Origin of the sequence: Clostridium sp. Marseille-Q5894 (genome assembly GCF_946902305.1) — a bacterium.
Classification (GTDB): domain Bacteria; phylum Bacillota_I; class Bacilli_A; order Erysipelotrichales; family Coprobacillaceae; genus Thomasclavelia.
On record NZ_CAMPPT010000005.1, the window covers coordinates 88,145 to 104,104 of the forward strand.

The 15,960-nt window shown below is 29.3% G+C and carries 15 protein-coding genes; 2 read left to right on the plus strand and 13 right to left on the minus strand.

Going from position 1 to position 15,960, the window contains the following annotated elements; all coding sequences use genetic code 11:
* Window positions 1-37: 37 nt before the first annotated feature.
* On the minus strand, window positions 38-499 hold the full coding sequence (locus OC535_RS09015) for a TspO/MBR family protein (protein WP_264467789.1): 462 nt from the start codon (window positions 497-499) through the stop codon (window positions 38-40).
* Between the two features lie 140 nt (window positions 500-639).
* Here OC535_RS09015 and OC535_RS09020 point away from each other — a divergent pair, with 140 nt between their 5' ends.
* Window positions 640-1,395, plus strand: coding sequence for an exodeoxyribonuclease III (locus OC535_RS09020; protein WP_024722388.1), 756 nt, complete (start codon window positions 640-642; stop codon window positions 1,393-1,395).
* A gap of 134 nt (window positions 1,396-1,529) precedes the next feature.
* Here OC535_RS09020 and OC535_RS09025 read toward each other — a convergent pair whose 3' ends face one another.
* The 7 genes from OC535_RS09025 to OC535_RS09055 all read right to left on the minus strand — a co-directional run bounded on the left by OC535_RS09025 (window position 1,530) and on the right by OC535_RS09055 (window position 8,857).
* Entirely contained in the window at window positions 1,530-2,894 is a 1,365-nt protein-coding gene (locus tag OC535_RS09025; protein ID WP_024722389.1) for a sodium-dependent transporter, read from the minus strand.
* 150 nt (window positions 2,895-3,044) lie between these two features.
* The gene (locus tag OC535_RS09030; RefSeq protein WP_024722390.1) at window positions 3,045-3,812 is read right to left on the minus strand and encodes a sulfite exporter TauE/SafE family protein; all 768 of its coding nucleotides are present in this window, start codon (window positions 3,810-3,812) and stop codon (window positions 3,045-3,047) included.
* Window positions 3,813-3,815: 3 nt separating this feature from the next.
* The gene (locus OC535_RS09035) at window positions 3,816-4,250 is read right to left on the minus strand and encodes a MarR family transcriptional regulator (RefSeq protein ID WP_498823624.1); all 435 of its coding nucleotides are present in this window, start codon (window positions 4,248-4,250) and stop codon (window positions 3,816-3,818) included.
* Between the two features lie 81 nt (window positions 4,251-4,331).
* Window positions 4,332-5,891, minus strand: a complete 1,560-nt coding sequence (locus OC535_RS09040) for an amidohydrolase (RefSeq protein WP_227053386.1) — start codon at window positions 5,889-5,891, stop codon at window positions 4,332-4,334.
* Window positions 5,892-5,960: 69 nt separating this feature from the next.
* Complete coding sequence (locus tag OC535_RS09045; protein ID WP_227053385.1) at window positions 5,961-6,344, minus strand: CoA-binding protein; 384 nt, start codon at window positions 6,342-6,344, stop codon at window positions 5,961-5,963.
* A gap of 15 nt (window positions 6,345-6,359) precedes the next feature.
* Entirely contained in the window at window positions 6,360-7,880 is a 1,521-nt protein-coding gene (locus tag OC535_RS09050) for a hypothetical protein (protein WP_498823625.1), read from the minus strand.
* 32 nt (window positions 7,881-7,912) lie between these two features.
* Window positions 7,913-8,857: a hypothetical protein gene (locus tag OC535_RS09055; RefSeq protein WP_498823626.1), complete on the minus strand. Its 945-nt coding sequence runs from the start codon at window positions 8,855-8,857 to the stop codon at window positions 7,913-7,915.
* Between the two features lie 153 nt (window positions 8,858-9,010).
* Here OC535_RS09055 and OC535_RS09060 point away from each other — a divergent pair, with 153 nt between their 5' ends.
* Window positions 9,011-9,472 (plus strand): macro domain-containing protein, encoded by a 462-nt coding sequence (locus tag OC535_RS09060; protein WP_498823627.1) that lies wholly within the window; start codon window positions 9,011-9,013, stop codon window positions 9,470-9,472.
* 16 nt (window positions 9,473-9,488) lie between these two features.
* Here the strand turns inward: OC535_RS09060 and OC535_RS09065 are convergent, their stop codons facing one another.
* From OC535_RS09065 to OC535_RS09085, 5 genes are all read right to left on the minus strand, one after another.
* Window positions 9,489-11,234 (minus strand): M3 family oligoendopeptidase, encoded by a 1,746-nt coding sequence (locus OC535_RS09065; protein ID WP_498823628.1) that lies wholly within the window; start codon window positions 11,232-11,234, stop codon window positions 9,489-9,491.
* A gap of 69 nt (window positions 11,235-11,303) precedes the next feature.
* A complete protein-coding gene (locus OC535_RS09070) occupies window positions 11,304-14,129 on the minus strand; it encodes a DEAD/DEAH box helicase (RefSeq protein WP_498823629.1) in 2,826 nt (941 codons plus the stop codon).
* A gap of 2 nt (window positions 14,130-14,131) precedes the next feature.
* Window positions 14,132-14,518, minus strand: coding sequence for a (deoxy)nucleoside triphosphate pyrophosphohydrolase (locus OC535_RS09075; RefSeq protein WP_024722640.1), 387 nt, complete (start codon window positions 14,516-14,518; stop codon window positions 14,132-14,134).
* A gap of 63 nt (window positions 14,519-14,581) precedes the next feature.
* Window positions 14,582-15,568, minus strand: a complete 987-nt coding sequence (locus tag OC535_RS09080; protein ID WP_227053379.1) for an HNH endonuclease — start codon at window positions 15,566-15,568, stop codon at window positions 14,582-14,584.
* A 12-nt stretch (window positions 15,569-15,580) separates the two neighbouring features.
* Window positions 15,581-15,802, minus strand: a complete 222-nt coding sequence (locus OC535_RS09085) for a helix-turn-helix domain-containing protein (RefSeq protein WP_024722638.1) — start codon at window positions 15,800-15,802, stop codon at window positions 15,581-15,583.
* Between the last annotated feature and the right edge of the window lie 158 nt (window positions 15,803-15,960).

Genomic DNA, 15,960 nt, shown 5'->3' on the forward strand with positions numbered 1-15,960 from the left:
TATATTGGTAATAAAAAGTAGGTCTAGACCTACTTTTTTAGTTATGCAAAAAGATCCAAAAATTTAAATATAGGGCAAATAATAACCAGGCTAAATATGGAAGCAGTAAATATGCTGCAATGGGTCTTAGTTTATAGAACATGCGAATTAAGATAATTACAGAAATGTTTAAACATAATAAATCAGCTAATGCTAAAAGAAAGTTTTGATAGTTGAAAAAGATAATTGGCCAGATAAAATTTAAAGCTAACTGGAAATAATATAGAATTAAAGCAGATTCTTTATGTTTTTCGTTACTACGATGAATTAGATAACTTGATAAACCAATCAATACATACAAAATTGTCCAAATGATTGGAAAAATAAAACCAGGTGGCGCTATTTTAGGCCGATTGATTTTTATATAGAGATCCATAGCATTCATTGTAAAAAAGGCACTCAAAGCACCAATCCCTAAAGATATTGCTACATTAAGAATTATATATTTGTATTTTTTCAATTTAATCACCATAATCATTATTAACAATTTATAAAAAAATATTAAGAAGTGATAAAGATTGATAAAATATTTTCTATTTTAGAAAAAAATACTTCTATATAAAAATGCTTTCATGTATAATTAGATTGTGAGGTATCTAGATGAAATTAATATCATGGAATGTAAATGGAATTAGAGCTTGTATAACTAAAGGTTTTTATGATGTTTTAAAAGATAGTCAGGCTGATATATTTTGTGTTCAGGAAACAAAAATGCAGGAAGGACAAATCGAATTAGAGAAGCATGGCTATTTTACTTATATGAATAGTGCTAAGAAGAAAGGATATAGTGGCACTTTAGTATTTTCAAAAATTGAACCATTGAGTTATTGTTATGGAATCAATATTGAAGAACATGATCAAGAAGGTCGAGTCATCACTTTGGAATATGATAATTTTTATTTGGTTAATTGTTATACTCCAAATAGTCAAAATGAGCTTAAGCGTTTGGATTATCGAATGTTATGGGAAGATGATTTTTTAGCTTATTTAAAAGAGCTTGAAAAGAAGAAACCGGTTATTTTATGTGGTGATCTTAATGTTGCTCATTGTGAAATTGATTTAAAAAATCCTAAAACTAATCGTAAAAATGCTGGTTTTAGTGATGAAGAAAGAGCTAAAATGACACAATTATTAGAAAATGGTTTTGTTGATACTTTTAGATATTTATATCCTGATTTAGAAGGTATTTATTCATGGTGGTCATATCGTTTTAATGCTCGTAAAAATAATGCTGGATGGCGAATTGATTATTTTATTGTATCTGATTGTTTAAAAGATAAAATCAATGATGCATATATTTATACGGACATTATGGGAAGTGATCATTGTCCTGTTGGTTTAGAAATTGATTTATAGAAGATAAACAAAGGAGATTTTAGTATGACACCGATAATATTAATATCGTTATATACATTACTGGGAGTAATAATAGTTTTCTTTGGTTGTGTGGCTTATAATAAATTAAAAAACAAGTAGTAAAATACTTGTTTTTATATTGAAATAACACCTAAAGTTGAAAGAATTGAACTGATTAAAATAATCAACAGACCAGGAACAACAATATATTTCATACAGAAAATATATGCTTTTTTCCGTTTGAATTTAGAACTATATTCTACTTCATCAATAACTGTTTTAAATCCGGTCACTTTGATAATTAATAAACAGGTGCATATAGCTGAAATTGGCATCATAATAGAATTCGTCATAAAATCAAAGAAATCAAGAATACTCAAGCCAAGTGGGGCAATAAAATCTAAAACCCCAAAACCTAACGAGCAGGGAATTCCTAAAATACAGATAATTATTAGAATAATACTACAGCATTTCTTTCTTGAGTAATTAAATTGATCCTGAATCACTGATACACAGCATTCCATCAATGAAATTGCTGAAGTTAAAGCTGCAAATAAAACTAATAAAAAGAAAACGATCCCAATAATATTACCAAAAGCCATACTATTAAAGACTTTCGGTAAAGTAATAAACATTAATGATGCCCCAGCATTTAATGTATCTGGATTACCACCTGAAAAAGCAAATACAGCGGGGATGATCATTAAACCAGCTAAAAAGGCAATTAATGTATCCATAATTTCAACTTGAGTAATTGAATGTTCCATATCGATTTCTTTTTTCATATATGAGCCGTAAGTAAATAAAATTCCCATTCCTATCGAAAGTGAATAAAACATTTGCCCCATTGCTGCTACTACGGTCATGATCGAAAATCTAGAAAAATCAGGAATTAAATAGTATTTAGCTCCTTCGAGCGCTCCTGGCGTAAATAACGCATATCCAGCAATAAAAATAGCCATGACTACTAAAGTTGGCATTAAAATCTTACTGCATTTTTCCACACCTTTTTCTACCCCTAACATTACTACTGCAAAAACCAGGATAGCAAATATTAATAACCAGAATACTGGTTGTACTGGTGAAGCAGCAAAACCAGTGAAATATGTATCAATTATTAAACTGGTAGAATTGTTAGTAAGATATTCAAATAAGTATTTACACACCCATCCTCCAACAACACAGTAATATGGCACGATCAACATCGGGATAATGGCATTTAACCAGCCGCCAAGCTGTAGTTTTTTAGCTCCTAATTGCTTATAAGCAGCAATAGGACTTTTTTTAGTTTTTCTACCTAAAGCCGTTTCACTAACTAAAAGCGCAAAACCAAAGGTAATTGCAAGGATAAAATAAGTAAATAGAAAGGTACCACCACCATATTTAGCTGCCAAATATGGAAAGCGCCAAATATTTCCTAGACCAACAGCAGATCCTGCAACCGCCATTACATAACCAAGCTGTCCAGAAAATGTACTACGTTTATTTTTTGTCTCCATTTCGTTCTCCTATAATAAGTTCTGTATTGTCCATTATAATAAATCCTGAATATAAAAGTCAATCAAAGTCGTAGAATAAACAGTTAAAATTGATTTTCAAAATAAAATAGTTTTCTAATATTGATAAATCTTAGAAAACTATTTGCAATCTTAAAAATAATTTACGCCAATAATAGCAATTCCCAGGATAGTTAAAACTATACCAGTAGCTCGATTTAATGTGATTGGTGAAGCTTTATTAGCAAATCTGGCAGCAATCAAAGCCCATAATAGTGTTGCTAAAACACAAAAAAGCAGAGCGCTAATATCTGGGATGCCACCAATTGCAAAGTGACTAACGGCTCCAGTAAGAGCTGTAAAAGTCATGATAAAGACACTTGTTCCCACAGCTGTTTTTAATTCATATCCTAAAACGCTAGTAAGAATCAACAGCATCATCATACCGCCTCCAGCACCAATAAAACCGCAAATAAAACCAATTAAAATTCCGCATAGAATAGACTGCCTAAACCTTTTTTGTTTATTTACACTGACCATTGATTCTTTAGTCGTCATGACAGGTTTAACAATAAATTTGATTCCTAAGATCAAAGTCATAAAAACCGAGAAACCGCCCATTGTGCTGCTGGAAAGAAAACTTGAGATCCAGCTACCGACCATTGTAAAACCTAAAACAGCAATCATCATTACGATTCCGTTTTTAATATCAAGATTTTTATTTTTACCATAAGTATAAGCGCTAACAGCACTAGCTAAGACATCACTGGCAAGAGCAATTCCAACTGCTTGATAAGCTGGAATATTTAAAAAAGTTATCAACATGGGACTAATTACTGCAGCAGCACTCATACCAGCAAAACCGGTTCCTAGTCCGGCTCCGATTCCAGCGAGAAAACAAATAATAAATTTATATAACATGTATTAGTCCTCCTTTAATTTTTGTTGAGCATTTCTTTGGATTTTAGAAAAAGCATTAATAATTGTTTGTTTTTCATCTTTTGAAAAATCTTTAAGAATCGTTTCAAAAAAATTTTTTTGTGCTTGTTGACCAGCTTTGATGATTTCATCGGCACTATTTAATAACTTTAAATGTACAGTTTTTTTATTATTTGGTAAATATACGGGTTTGAGATAATTATTTTTAGTTAGGGACTTGATTGAGGTAGAAACATGGGATTTTGTTAATTTACGACGTTCGATAATATCTTTAGCACTATCATATTGAGGATTGTTAGCAAGAAATAGAAGAATATCTAGTTCCATTCTGGTTAGGTCATATTGTTTACATACAGGTTCTAATGAAACTGTATATAGTTTTTTTATTGTTGTAATAGTATCTAAGAAATCAATGATCATAATACCTCCAAATAGTTCTATTTAGAACTAAAATGATTTTAACAATGAAGATAATATTTGTCAAGATAAAAGGATATTCTGTTACTGAATATCCTTAGAATAAACAACAAGTCCATCTTTAATGGTTTTTAAAATATTGATTTTTAAAATTTCATCTATAGCTACCTTGCAGGGATTCTTATCTAAAATAATTAAATCAGCAATTTTACCCTCAGCAATAGAACCTTTGACTTTTTCTTCAAAATATTGATAAGCCGCATTTATCGTAACGCCCTTTAAAGCATTGTATCTTGAGATTTGTTCATTTTCACCTAAAATAATTCCCGCTTTAGTTTCTCGTTTACAAGCACACCAGACACTTTCAAGCATATTAGGGGGAATTACTGGACTATCTTGATGAAAAGTATATGGAAGTTCTTGTTTTAAAGCACTGTGAATACAAGAAATCTGGTGAGCTCGCGGACCAAGATTTTTTAAATGAATATCACCCCAATGATAAAGATGATTGACAAAAAAACTAGGAATCATGTTGATCGTTTTTAATTGCGGTAGTTGATCGGGACGTAAAGTCTGGCAATGAATCATGACGGGGCGAGTATTAGTAGGTCTATTTTTAAAAGCATCTAAAAGTTGTTTAGCAGCCCTATCACCATTACAATGGGTTATTAATTGAATATTGTTTTGTAAAATATAATCTACATATTTAATAACATCCTCATCTTGATAAATAGGATAGCCGCAATAATCACCACTGTCTAAATATGGCTGACTTAACCAAGCTGTTTTTCCCTGAGGAGAACCGTCGAGGAAAAGTTTATAACCACCTAATTTAAAATGATTTTGATATTGATGATATAAAGTATTTTCTTGATACAATTGCTGATGATCTTTAATATCAACATAACCAACAACATCTAAAAATAACTTATTTTCTTTTGCTAATGAAGCTAATAAAGAAAATTCTTCTTCTTTCATATAACCTTCCTGAACAGTAGTTATACCATAACTGGCATAAATTTTTAAGGCTTCGAGACATTGTTCTTTTAAATTTGTATTTGTTTCATCATTTTTTGAAGCAATCATGAGATAAGCCTGTTCTTCAAGATAACCATTTAATTGCTGGTTTTCATCACGCCCATATTTTCCCCCAGCAGGATCACTAACACTATTATCTATTTTAAATAACTTCATAGCTTTTGTATTTATAACTCCCATGTGTCCAGATACATGAGAAATCATTACTGGATAAGCTATTTGATCAAGATCTTTAGCTAAAGGATGACGGCATTCTTTTAAAGAATTATGATCATAACCAAACCCTACTAACAATTTATTTTTTTCTGGATTAGTTATCTTGATATATTGATTAAAACGAGAAATTATTTCTTTAATACTTGTACTATTACTCAAATCAACTAAGTTTAATGTTTTAGCTAAAGATACAAGATGACTATGACTATCAATAAAAGAGGGCATTAGACAATTATTGTTTAAATCAATTAATTTTGTATCATTAGGAATAACTTGTTTTAAAGTGGCAAGATCACCACATTTTTTTATAATTCCATCTTCAACATAGATAGCCTCATAACTGCTGTTTTCCATCGTTAAAATATCGCCATTATAATATAATGTTCTCATTTTTTGACCTCCTAAATATATTATAGACGCACATATTTGATTTTATGTAAACTATAGTTAGGATTCTATTTAGATATTTTGACTTTCTACTAAAACACAATTTAGGTAATAATTGATTTTTGCCTCTTTGATCATTGAAATCAGTTCATCATTATAAGTTCCTGGTTGTAGCCAAATATGCTCAATTTTTAATTTTTGACATTCTTTAACATAATCAACACCAAATTTTGGACTAACGACAAATACAGCAACATCTATTTTATTTTTGACGGCTGATAAATCAGGATAAGTAGGGGTTCCTTCAATATCCCTATAAACAGGTGAAATTCCATAAACATTCTTACCAAGATCTTTTAAACATTGAAATATTTTATAACCATATTTTTCTTGGTTGTTGGTTGCACCGATAACAGCAAAATTTTTATGATCTCTTAATACATCTATAGCATTCATTTTTCTAACTCCTTATTAAGATAATAAAATTGGTTTTATTTGTTCAAGAGCCTCTGTTTTACTGAGCTCATTGATCATTTTGATCATTCCTGGTCCCATTGAAATCGGATACGCACTGATCAATCCATCATAAGTAATCACATTTCTAAATGGTAAGATCAGCATTTCTGTTAATGCTGGAGCAGGAATAATTTCTCCAATGTTGGAATAAAGGCCTTTTATTTTATAACTAACATTATTTTTTGTACAAACTATCGTACAATCTTGACGATGTTCAACAATAATAAATTGATCGATGATTCCAAATTTAAAATTATCAAGAATTTTTAATTCATCATCATTAAAATTAAAAGGATTATCTTTGATAAAATCATCAATGATATTACGATGGTTTTTAAATAAAGCATCACGAATCTTAGTTAATTTTTCAGATGGCAAGTCTTTTTTGCGATAGATTTTTTTTAGATTTGTTACACGTAATTTTTTATTGGCATATTCCAATAAACCTAGATATATTTTGAAAAATGTTTTGACATCATCTTCACACATGCGAGCATTGCTTTGAATTACAGATGGATAAGCAGCGTCATCATTTTCAAAATAATCTGTTAAATCGGAAATTGAATGGCCATATAAAACAGCGCAGGGATAATTGAAATAAGCTTCAGTGAATAAATCACAAAGTTCATCAAGATCAATATCTTTCTGGTAAAAAGTTTCCTCTAACCATTCACAAAATGACTCTGGATCACAAACGGTGTTAACACAATTTCGAAAATTAGTAATGATAAATTCACTTTCATAAGTCATCAGATTTGCAGTCAAGAAGTTCGTAAAATCTGTATAACTTCGATGATCATACTTGTCACCAGCGATGAGGCGAAGGGTATTTTTAGAAAATATTTTATATTCAAGGGAAGGATATTCTTCTTGAAGATCAAGAATTTCATTACCGATATTTTCTCCAAGATAGTCGTAATTTTGAATTATATCATCATCAATGTCAATAATGTGTTTAAGACTTTTTGCGGTAATTAGATAGTCATATAGTTCATCATAGTTTTTATCAGGATAATATTTTAACAGTATTTCAATAAAAGTATCGATGTTCATGATACCGTAAGCCATGATCATGCCTTTAATTATTTCATCTAATTCACTTTTTCTTTTTATTTTTTGTAAATCAAGTGTTTTTATGGCTTCAAGAATATATTCGCTTAATTCTTCAGGAATATAAAGGATATCATCGATAGTATTAAAGTTAGGAAGCAGAAGCATTTTTGTATATAATTCACGACTGATATTGTCATGACCAGCTTCAATTTGATTGTTTTTTAAAGCTTTTTTTAAAAATATTACTTCTTTATAAGTTAAAATATCTTGAATGTTTTTGATATTACTGTAAGTTTTGATGATTTCATCAAACATTTTATTACGTGTGATTTTTTTATATTCTTTAGGTTCTGTTACAATATTACAATAACAGTTGTAAATAAATTCTTTGCGGACAATAGTTCCAAGTTCTTTAAGTTTCATTTGTGTTTCTCCAATTTATAAATATGATGTCTTTATTTTTTACGTTTAGATTTATGACGAATCTTTTTTCTTGCTTGTTTTTTTACATGTTGTTTTGTTGAATGGTGATCTTTTTTAAAAAAAGAATTATGAAATGTATCTATTTTATTTTGATATAGATCATGAGTTTTATTATCTTTAGTTAAAGTATAATATAATGTTAAAGTGCAAAATAGTGATAATGTATCAAAATCACATTCGATTTCTGGATCGATATATTTATCTATTAATTCCTTAGCAAAATCGAGTTTATTTTGATGAATCAAGCTAGATAGGTAAGATTCAAGACAAGTATAATTAGAGCCATCTTCTTCAAGCCAATTATTATACCATTTATAAGCTTGATCATCTTCTTTTAAAAACACTAAACATTCACCATAGGCAGCTTTGAAATGGTCTAATTCATGATTATTGCAAGTAAATAAAGTTAGTACCTCATTCAAAAATTCTTTTTGCTGTAAAATGTCATGATTGTTGCATAGAGCTGTTAAAAAATCATCAAACCAGCTTTTTATTGTATCTTCATAATCGAGCAGGATTTCTAACCATTCAAGAGTAACTTTGAGTTGATTGCTTTGCTTAATAGCTGTTTTTATTTCATGCCATGCTGATGACCACAGTTTAAGACATTGATCAAAGTTATCATCGTGAAAATAGTCATATCCTTGGTAAATGAGTTCAGTTGTAGTAATTGTATTTGTTTTTGAGAGTTTAGCTAAGTCGTTAGCATAAGAAGTTTCGTTAAATGTAGTTTGATACATGATCATATTTCGAATATGTTTTTCTAAAACCTTGCCAATTAAATGTTTAGCTTCCTGCTTACTGCATCCTTCTTGTTGAAGCCTTATATATGCTTCATTGGTGCATTGGGGTTTTTTCATTTTGATTTGATTTTCAACTACATTTTGGATTTCAGTTGTTAGAATTTTATTAGACATACGTTTCTCCTCTATCATATTTTAACATGTTAATAGTAAAAATTATAGATAAGATGTTTTAATATTAGATAATATTTAGTAAAATTTAGATAGTAGTAAATTCAAAGTTAAGTTTTAAAAAATATTAGCGGAAATAAAAAGGAAGTTTGAATTATGGGATTAAAAATTATTTATGGTGATGTTACTTTGATGGCAACTGATGCGATCGTTAATGCAGCAAATTCTGGTTTGAAGATGGGTGGCGGTGTTTGTGGTGCTATTTTTAAACGGGCTGGAGCTACTAAATTACAAGCAGAATGTAATTTGAAAAAATATTGTCCACCAGGGCAGGCGGTAATTACTAATGGTTATGATTTAAAGGCTAAATATATTATTCATGCAGTTGGTCCTGTTTACCAGGATGGCAAACATCATGAAGCAGAATTGTTAGCTAGCAGTTATGAAAATTCGTTACTTTTAGCCAAGCAGTATAATTGTCATTCAATTGCTTTTCCTTTGATTTCATCAGGAATTTATGGCTATCCATATCAGGAAGCTTTAGATATTGCCAAAGATACGATCAAGCAGTTTTTAGCTGTTAACGAAATGGATGTCTATTTAGTGTTATTTAAATAAAAAGCTGTTAAACAGTTTAGACTGTTTTAACAGCTTTTAATAATTTTTGATACAATTCAAGATCTTCTTTAAAAGTATCAATAGAACTTTGCCAAAAAGCTTTATCTTTCAAATCAATATCAACACTTAAACAAACATCTTCTAATGACATTTTACCAGTTAAAGATAATAACTTTTCATAAGTATTACTAAATGCTGGACCTTCTTTTTGATATTTTGCATATAATCCCTTAGCTAGTAAAAGTCCAAAAGCATAGGGAAAATTATAAAAAGAGCAATCGGCATAATAGTAATGCGGTTTCCAAGTCCACATATATGGATGAAGATAATTATGATCTAGACCATCACCATAAGCATCAATTTGTGATTGAGTCATTAATTCTTTGATTTCAGCGACGGCTAGAGCACCATTTTCTCTCTTTTCAAAAAAGCGGCTTTCAAATAAAAATCTTGAATAAATATCAACGATTACTTGAGTAGCACCAGATAATTCATCTTCTAATAAAACTAGTTTAGTTTTATCATCGGCATCTTTTAAAGCGGCTTTGGTTACGATCGTTTCGCAAAAAGTAGATGCTGTTTCCGCAATTGGCATCGGATATGCGCTATTTAAAATCGATTCATTATTTAAACATTCACCATGAAAACCATGTCCTAATTCATGAGCCATCGTAATTGCATCAGCGAAGTTATTACCATAGTTTAAAAGAAAACGGCTTTCTTTGAGACTATGCAAATTACAACAAAAAGCGCCACCTACTTTACCGCTATGAGGGTAAACGTCGATCCAGTTATTATTGATTGCCTGGAAAGCAAAATCACCTAGATGACAAGAAAAAGTATTGAATTGTTTAATGATGAATTCACAGCTTGTTTCATAGGGATAGCTGGTATTATCTTCAACTACAGGTGCATATAGATCGTACCATGGTAGGCCGTTTTGATAGCCTAAGTGGTTTGCTTTGATTTTTAAATAATCTCTAAAAAGAGGAAGATTTTCATTTATTGTTTCAAGTAAAACATCTAGCGTTTCTTTAGACATTCGGGCATTGATCAACGTCCGTTCTAATTCATTTTTATACCCCCGCAGCTTAGTCGTGTATAAAACTTCACCTTTGATTCCGTTTAAACAAGCAGCGATAGCTTGTTCTTTATCTTGATAGCTGTTGATTTCTGCTTCATAAGCTTTTTTCCTAGTTTCTTTATCTTTGCTATAAGCCATATTTAAAACTTCAGTTAAAGGGTATTTTTGATTATCAATATTGACTTCAATTGAAGAAATAAGCTGGTCTTTTAATTTACTAAAAGCGTTACTTCCAGTATTTTGCATATGGGCAATGATACTTTCGCTTTTTTTATCTAAAGTATATTTTTGGTTTTGTTGGATTTCTTTTAGAATAAATAGATGTTCTTTGATCAGTTTAGAATCAAGGGTATCTAAAGCAAAAGAAGCGATCCATTGTTGATTTAAAGTGTCGTCTTCGACAAATGACGCTAGTAGAGTGTCTAATTGATCACTATATTTTAAGGCATCTTTATTAGTGGTATCAACTGATAAAGTAAGACTGATGAAATTAGCTAATTTTTCAATCATTTCATTGATCGTTATAGTGTCTTTTAGATAATTTTCTAGGGCTTTAACATCATGATGATTACGATAAGTATTGATTTGATCTTGAATCGTAATGATTTTATTAAAATCATTAATAAAATTTGGATCATTAAATGATGTATATAATTTACTTAAATCCCATTCTTTCATTAATTAATCACCTCGAAGTTATTATACCAGTTTTTAAGTAAAGTATTGTAAAAAGATGAATTTAAATGATCAAGTTTTGCTTGTAAGATAGCTAAATAAAGCATCTTTGATCGGAGTTTCTAATTTATATGTAAACTGGATGGCCGAATTTTTATTGTCAGGGAGTTTTACATTGATAGGTTCATCTATCGCATGTAATCGTCCCATATAATAAAATTCTTTGGAAGTAGTATCATTTTTGTTCTTTCTTACAAATAAATGTATTTGGATATGGTTATTATCTTCATCATAAATTCTTTGGATTTCATCAGAATCTATGCTTCGATTTGGTTTAGAAAAACAAATCAGAGTGCTGTTATCAATAAATCGATGTAAATATTTACCGCCATGAATGGCATCATGATCATGATTGATGAAAACTGGCATCGTGTTAGTTCGCTGATCATATTTGTAGCCGCCAATATTAAGAGGTACAGCATTTACTTCCCAGTTTAATAAACGACAGACATCTTCATAAGTGTATTTTTGATATAGGCATAAATCAGTATTTTTATATCGGTCATTGTAATATCGTTGATAACGGCTGATACCAAAATCAATTACTTCAAGCAATTGATTTTTAAAATCTTTGTCTTTTAATAAATTTTTTAATTGCGGATGAACATTTAAATCATCGTCAATAAAAATTGCCTCTTGAAAAGTAGCTTTAGCTCCACCGGTGGCAAATTCTTGTTTTAACTGGTTGATAATAGGTAGATAATTTACTTCTTTAAATTCAATATTATAATCATGGCACAGCTGTTTTTTTAATAGTGTGATGATATTGTTTTTATTTTCGATACAGAGCTTAACAGCTAATAGTTCATGAATTCGTTTACCAGCTGCCAATTTGTTGGAAATATATTCAAGATATTTTTCTTGCAGTCTTGTAAATTTGATCGGATATTCTTTTTCATATTTGCTTAGAAATTTATGATAGGATCCAAGACTTTTGTTTTGAAAGATTCTTAAGGGATCGATTGAATCATATTTATCAAAATCTGATAAATTAGGAATTCTTCCTAATTTATCCTTTAACTGCTGATAACTGTCTTTGATTATTTTTAGATCATTAAATTTAGCTTGATCGATAGCTTCATAAATTTTCTTTTTAGAAATTAAATCAAAGTCAATCGTTGAAGCCCCAGGCAATAATAAACTACCTTCACTTACAAATCTCCTTAGACTATCTTTGTCATAAGTATAATTGCCGCTTAAAGCAATCGGAATCAAAAAATTCTTTTCATAATTACCAATAAAATCAATAACGACAACATAATCTTTAGAAGCATTTTTACGTAAGCCGCGGCCTAGTTGTTGAACAAAGATAATTGCTGATTGGGTAGGACGTAACATGATGATTTGGTTTATTTTAGGAATATCGATTCCTTCATTAAAGATATCGACTGTAAAGATATAATCTAAATTATCATTTTCTAATTTATCAATGGCATTTTGGCGCTTTATTTCACTATCATCACTAGTTAAAGCAACTGTATGATAGCCTTTTTGATTAAATAAATTCGATAACTCTATTGCTTCATCTTTACGACTACAAAAAATCAAGCCACGTGCTTTATTTCCAGAATAGCCATATAATTCAATTTTATCAATGATATGGTTGACCCGAACTTCAGTAACGAGATTATTAAATGATGTTTTATCATCGATACTTATCCCATCAATAGCAATATCAGATATTCCATAATAATGAAAAGGACATAATAAATCATATTCCATTGCCTGCTGTAAACGAATTTCATATGCGATATTATAATCAAACATTTTATAAATATCAAAATGATCAGATCTTTCCGGCGTAGCTGACATTCCTAATAAAAATTGCGGTTTAAAATAATCAATCAATTCTTGATATGAAGCAGCACCAGCTCGATGAACTTCATCGATAATAATATAATCGAATGTATCCGGTTTAAATAACTCTCGATATTTTTGCTTATGAATAGTTTGGATCGTTGCAAAGATATAATCGCTGTTTATATCTTTATCATTACCAGTAAAAAGACCAAAAGTATGATTTTTAATAATATTTTTATATGTGTTCATGGCCTCATGAACAATGTTTTCACGGTGAACGACAAAAAGCATTCTTTTAGGATCAGCATTTTTTACAGCAAAGGCACTTAAATAAGTTTTGCCTGTACCGGTTGCGGAAATCAGCAGTGCTTTATCTTTTTTTTGGTTTCTTAAAGCGTTCAATGAAATAAGCGCTTCTTGTTGCATCAAATTAGGCTGAATGTTTTGGTGTTTATGATTAATGGGGATTGATTTAGGAATATATGTTTTTTCATATTCTTCTATCCATTCTTTAGTTAAAGGAACAGAATGTTGCCACTGCAATTTAAATTCATTATTTATTTCTTCAACAAAATCGTTATCACTACTAGCATCAATCATAATATTCCATTCTTGATTTGTAGCTAAAGCTGACTGAGTTAAGTTGGAACTACCAATAATGATTTTATAATTGTTATTATTTTTAAAGATATAGCCTTTAGGGTGAAAGCCTATTTGTTCATCTTCATAAATGCGAACTTCAATATTATCAAATATTAGTAATTCTTTAAATACATTAGGGTGATTAAAACCTAAATATGTTGAGGTAATGATTTTACCTCTAATTCCTTTATCTTTTAAATCTATTAAAGTTTGTTTTAAGACGGCTAATCCTGATTTGTTGATAAAAGCGACAGAAAAGTAAAATGTCTCACATGCATTTAATTGAGTTATTAATTCGTGTGATACTTTGATACCTTGTTTGTAGTTGTTAAGTAGTAGCTTGGGTTGGGGGTTATATGTATGTAATTTTGGATTAGATTGTAAAGTTGAAGTCATTATTAAATTCCTCGTTCTTGTAGTTTTTTTATTATTTGGATATCAGCAGGAATCCAATTAATATTTTGTTCATTTAATGTAATCCATTTTATAGAAGTATGATCATTTAATTTAATATGATTATCTTTTAATGAGCATAAATAACAATTCATATCTAATATAAAGTTTGGATATTTATAATTTACATTCATAAAATATTTATCGACACTTATTGTTGTCTCTAATTCTTCTTGAATTTCTCTGATTAAAGCTTGTTTATCAGTTTCGCCAAATTTGATTTTACCACCGGGAAATTCATACATTCCAGCAAAAGCACCATTTTTTCTTTTAGCGATTAATATTTTATTTTCTTTTTTTATAATTGCCGCTACTACTTTTATAGTATCCATATAATTCACACTCCTGTTTGCTTATTATAACAATTTTAACTAGTTATTTAAAGAAAAGAACAATTACTTGTAATAATCAAGTAATTGTTCAAATGATATAGATATTCCTTTTTTAGATAATAAGTCTTTTCTTTCGTTATATAATTTTTCTAAAATAATCATTTTATCTTCTAAACGACCATAATGTAATAGATTATGACAGTGACTACATAATGAAACAATATTAGCTGTAACATCTAAGCTATATTCAAATTCTTTGTATTTTGAAAGAGGGATAAGATGATGCGGTTCTGTATATTCATATTTTCCATCTTTTCGTAAAAATAGTTTATGGGATATGTCATTTTCACATTTAAAATTTGCTTTTTTTAAAGCATTTTTAGCTTTGTTATTATTTCTTTTAGGTCTAGGAATTCCAGTATTATTTGAAATTGTTAATTCAATATTTTCTGGTTTTTCAGATTCAATAAAACTTTCATTTTTAAAATCATCTAATGATGAATTTATTTCATCTAATTCTTCATGATCATAATCTAAATCTGATTCAATTGCTTCTGTTAATAAAGCATGAATAAAAGCCTTGGTTTTATTAAATTTTTCAGTTTCTTTTATTTTAGTAAGAAGATATTTAGCGTGTTCCAGATCTATTTGTGATAAATATCTTTGATTACCACTACCGTTTGAGTTAAAAGGGCCACCTTTTAATTGATGTTCTTTTAACCACTCTCGATGTTGTCTCATATCAAGAGGTGGTGTAAGTAAATTATAATCACAATCTACCATATAACCTTTATTATTCCAGATTTGTTGAGATTTTAATTTTTTTAATTCTTCAGGTTGTTTAGCTTCATAGCAGTCACTTTGAGCAATACTAATAGCAAAAGTTTCTTGATTAGCACCATGAAAAATCAAATCGCCTTTTTGAACTTTAGACATATTTATATAACCTAAGTCATTTTCACCAGTTAATTTTTTTTGCGGTGACCATAAATATTTTCCATTTAGTTCTTGTTTTTTGCTTTGATTTTGAAATACATAAAATATCTTCATGCTCTAACCTCACTACTCAAATAATTTTTTTATATCAATCGTTAAAACATCACAAATTCTGTATAAAAGATCTAATGAAAAACTCTTATTACAATTTGGAGCTTCAATTTTACTTAAATAACTAATACTAATACCCACTTTTTCGCATAATTCTTCCTGAGTTAAATTTGCTTGAAGGCGATATTTTTTAATGTTAAGACCTATTTTTTTATACTCATGATCATAATTTTTCATATGTTAAAACTCCTTGTTTATTAATTAATTATACAAGGATAAAAAAACTTCTTATATTCACTTATAGTGAATACATTTGTGAGAAAAGAGTTAATGTTTGAAGATAATTGTTATAAAAATGATTATTACATGTAAAATGTGATGTATATTTAGAATAT

Bases quoted from the DNA above. Each gene is read 5' to 3' on its own strand.
- OC535_RS09075 (WP_024722640.1), bottom strand. From the start codon at position 14,518: ATGGATACTATAAAAGTAGTAGCGGCAATTATAAAAAAAGAAAATAAA.
- OC535_RS09025 (WP_024722389.1), bottom strand. From the start codon at position 2,894: ATGGAGACAAAAAATAAACGTAGTACATTTTCTGGACAGCTTGGTTAT.
- OC535_RS09080 (WP_227053379.1), bottom strand. From the start codon at position 15,568: ATGAAGATATTTTATGTATTTCAAAATCAAAGCAAAAAACAAGAACTA.
- OC535_RS09035 (WP_498823624.1), bottom strand. From the start codon at position 4,250: ATGATCATTGATTTCTTAGATACTATTACAACAATAAAAAAACTATAT.
- OC535_RS09040 (WP_227053386.1), bottom strand. From the start codon at position 5,891: ATGAGAACATTATATTATAATGGCGATATTTTAACGATGGAAAACAGC.
- OC535_RS09055 (WP_498823626.1), bottom strand. From the start codon at position 8,857: ATGTCTAATAAAATTCTAACAACTGAAATCCAAAATGTAGTTGAAAAT.
- OC535_RS09050 (WP_498823625.1), bottom strand. From the start codon at position 7,880: ATGAAACTTAAAGAACTTGGAACTATTGTCCGCAAAGAATTTATTTAC.
- OC535_RS09070 (WP_498823629.1), bottom strand. From the start codon at position 14,129: ATGACTTCAACTTTACAATCTAATCCAAAATTACATACATATAACCCC.
- OC535_RS09060 (WP_498823627.1), top strand. From the start codon at position 9,011: ATGGGATTAAAAATTATTTATGGTGATGTTACTTTGATGGCAACTGAT.
- OC535_RS09020 (WP_024722388.1), top strand. From the start codon at position 640: ATGAAATTAATATCATGGAATGTAAATGGAATTAGAGCTTGTATAACT.
- OC535_RS09085 (WP_024722638.1), bottom strand. From the start codon at position 15,802: ATGAAAAATTATGATCATGAGTATAAAAAAATAGGTCTTAACATTAAA.
- OC535_RS09030 (WP_024722390.1), bottom strand. From the start codon at position 3,812: ATGTTATATAAATTTATTATTTGTTTTCTCGCTGGAATCGGAGCCGGA.
- OC535_RS09065 (WP_498823628.1), bottom strand. From the start codon at position 11,234: ATGAAAGAATGGGATTTAAGTAAATTATATACATCATTTAATGATCCA.
- OC535_RS09045 (WP_227053385.1), bottom strand. From the start codon at position 6,344: ATGAATGCTATAGATGTATTAAGAGATCATAAAAATTTTGCTGTTATC.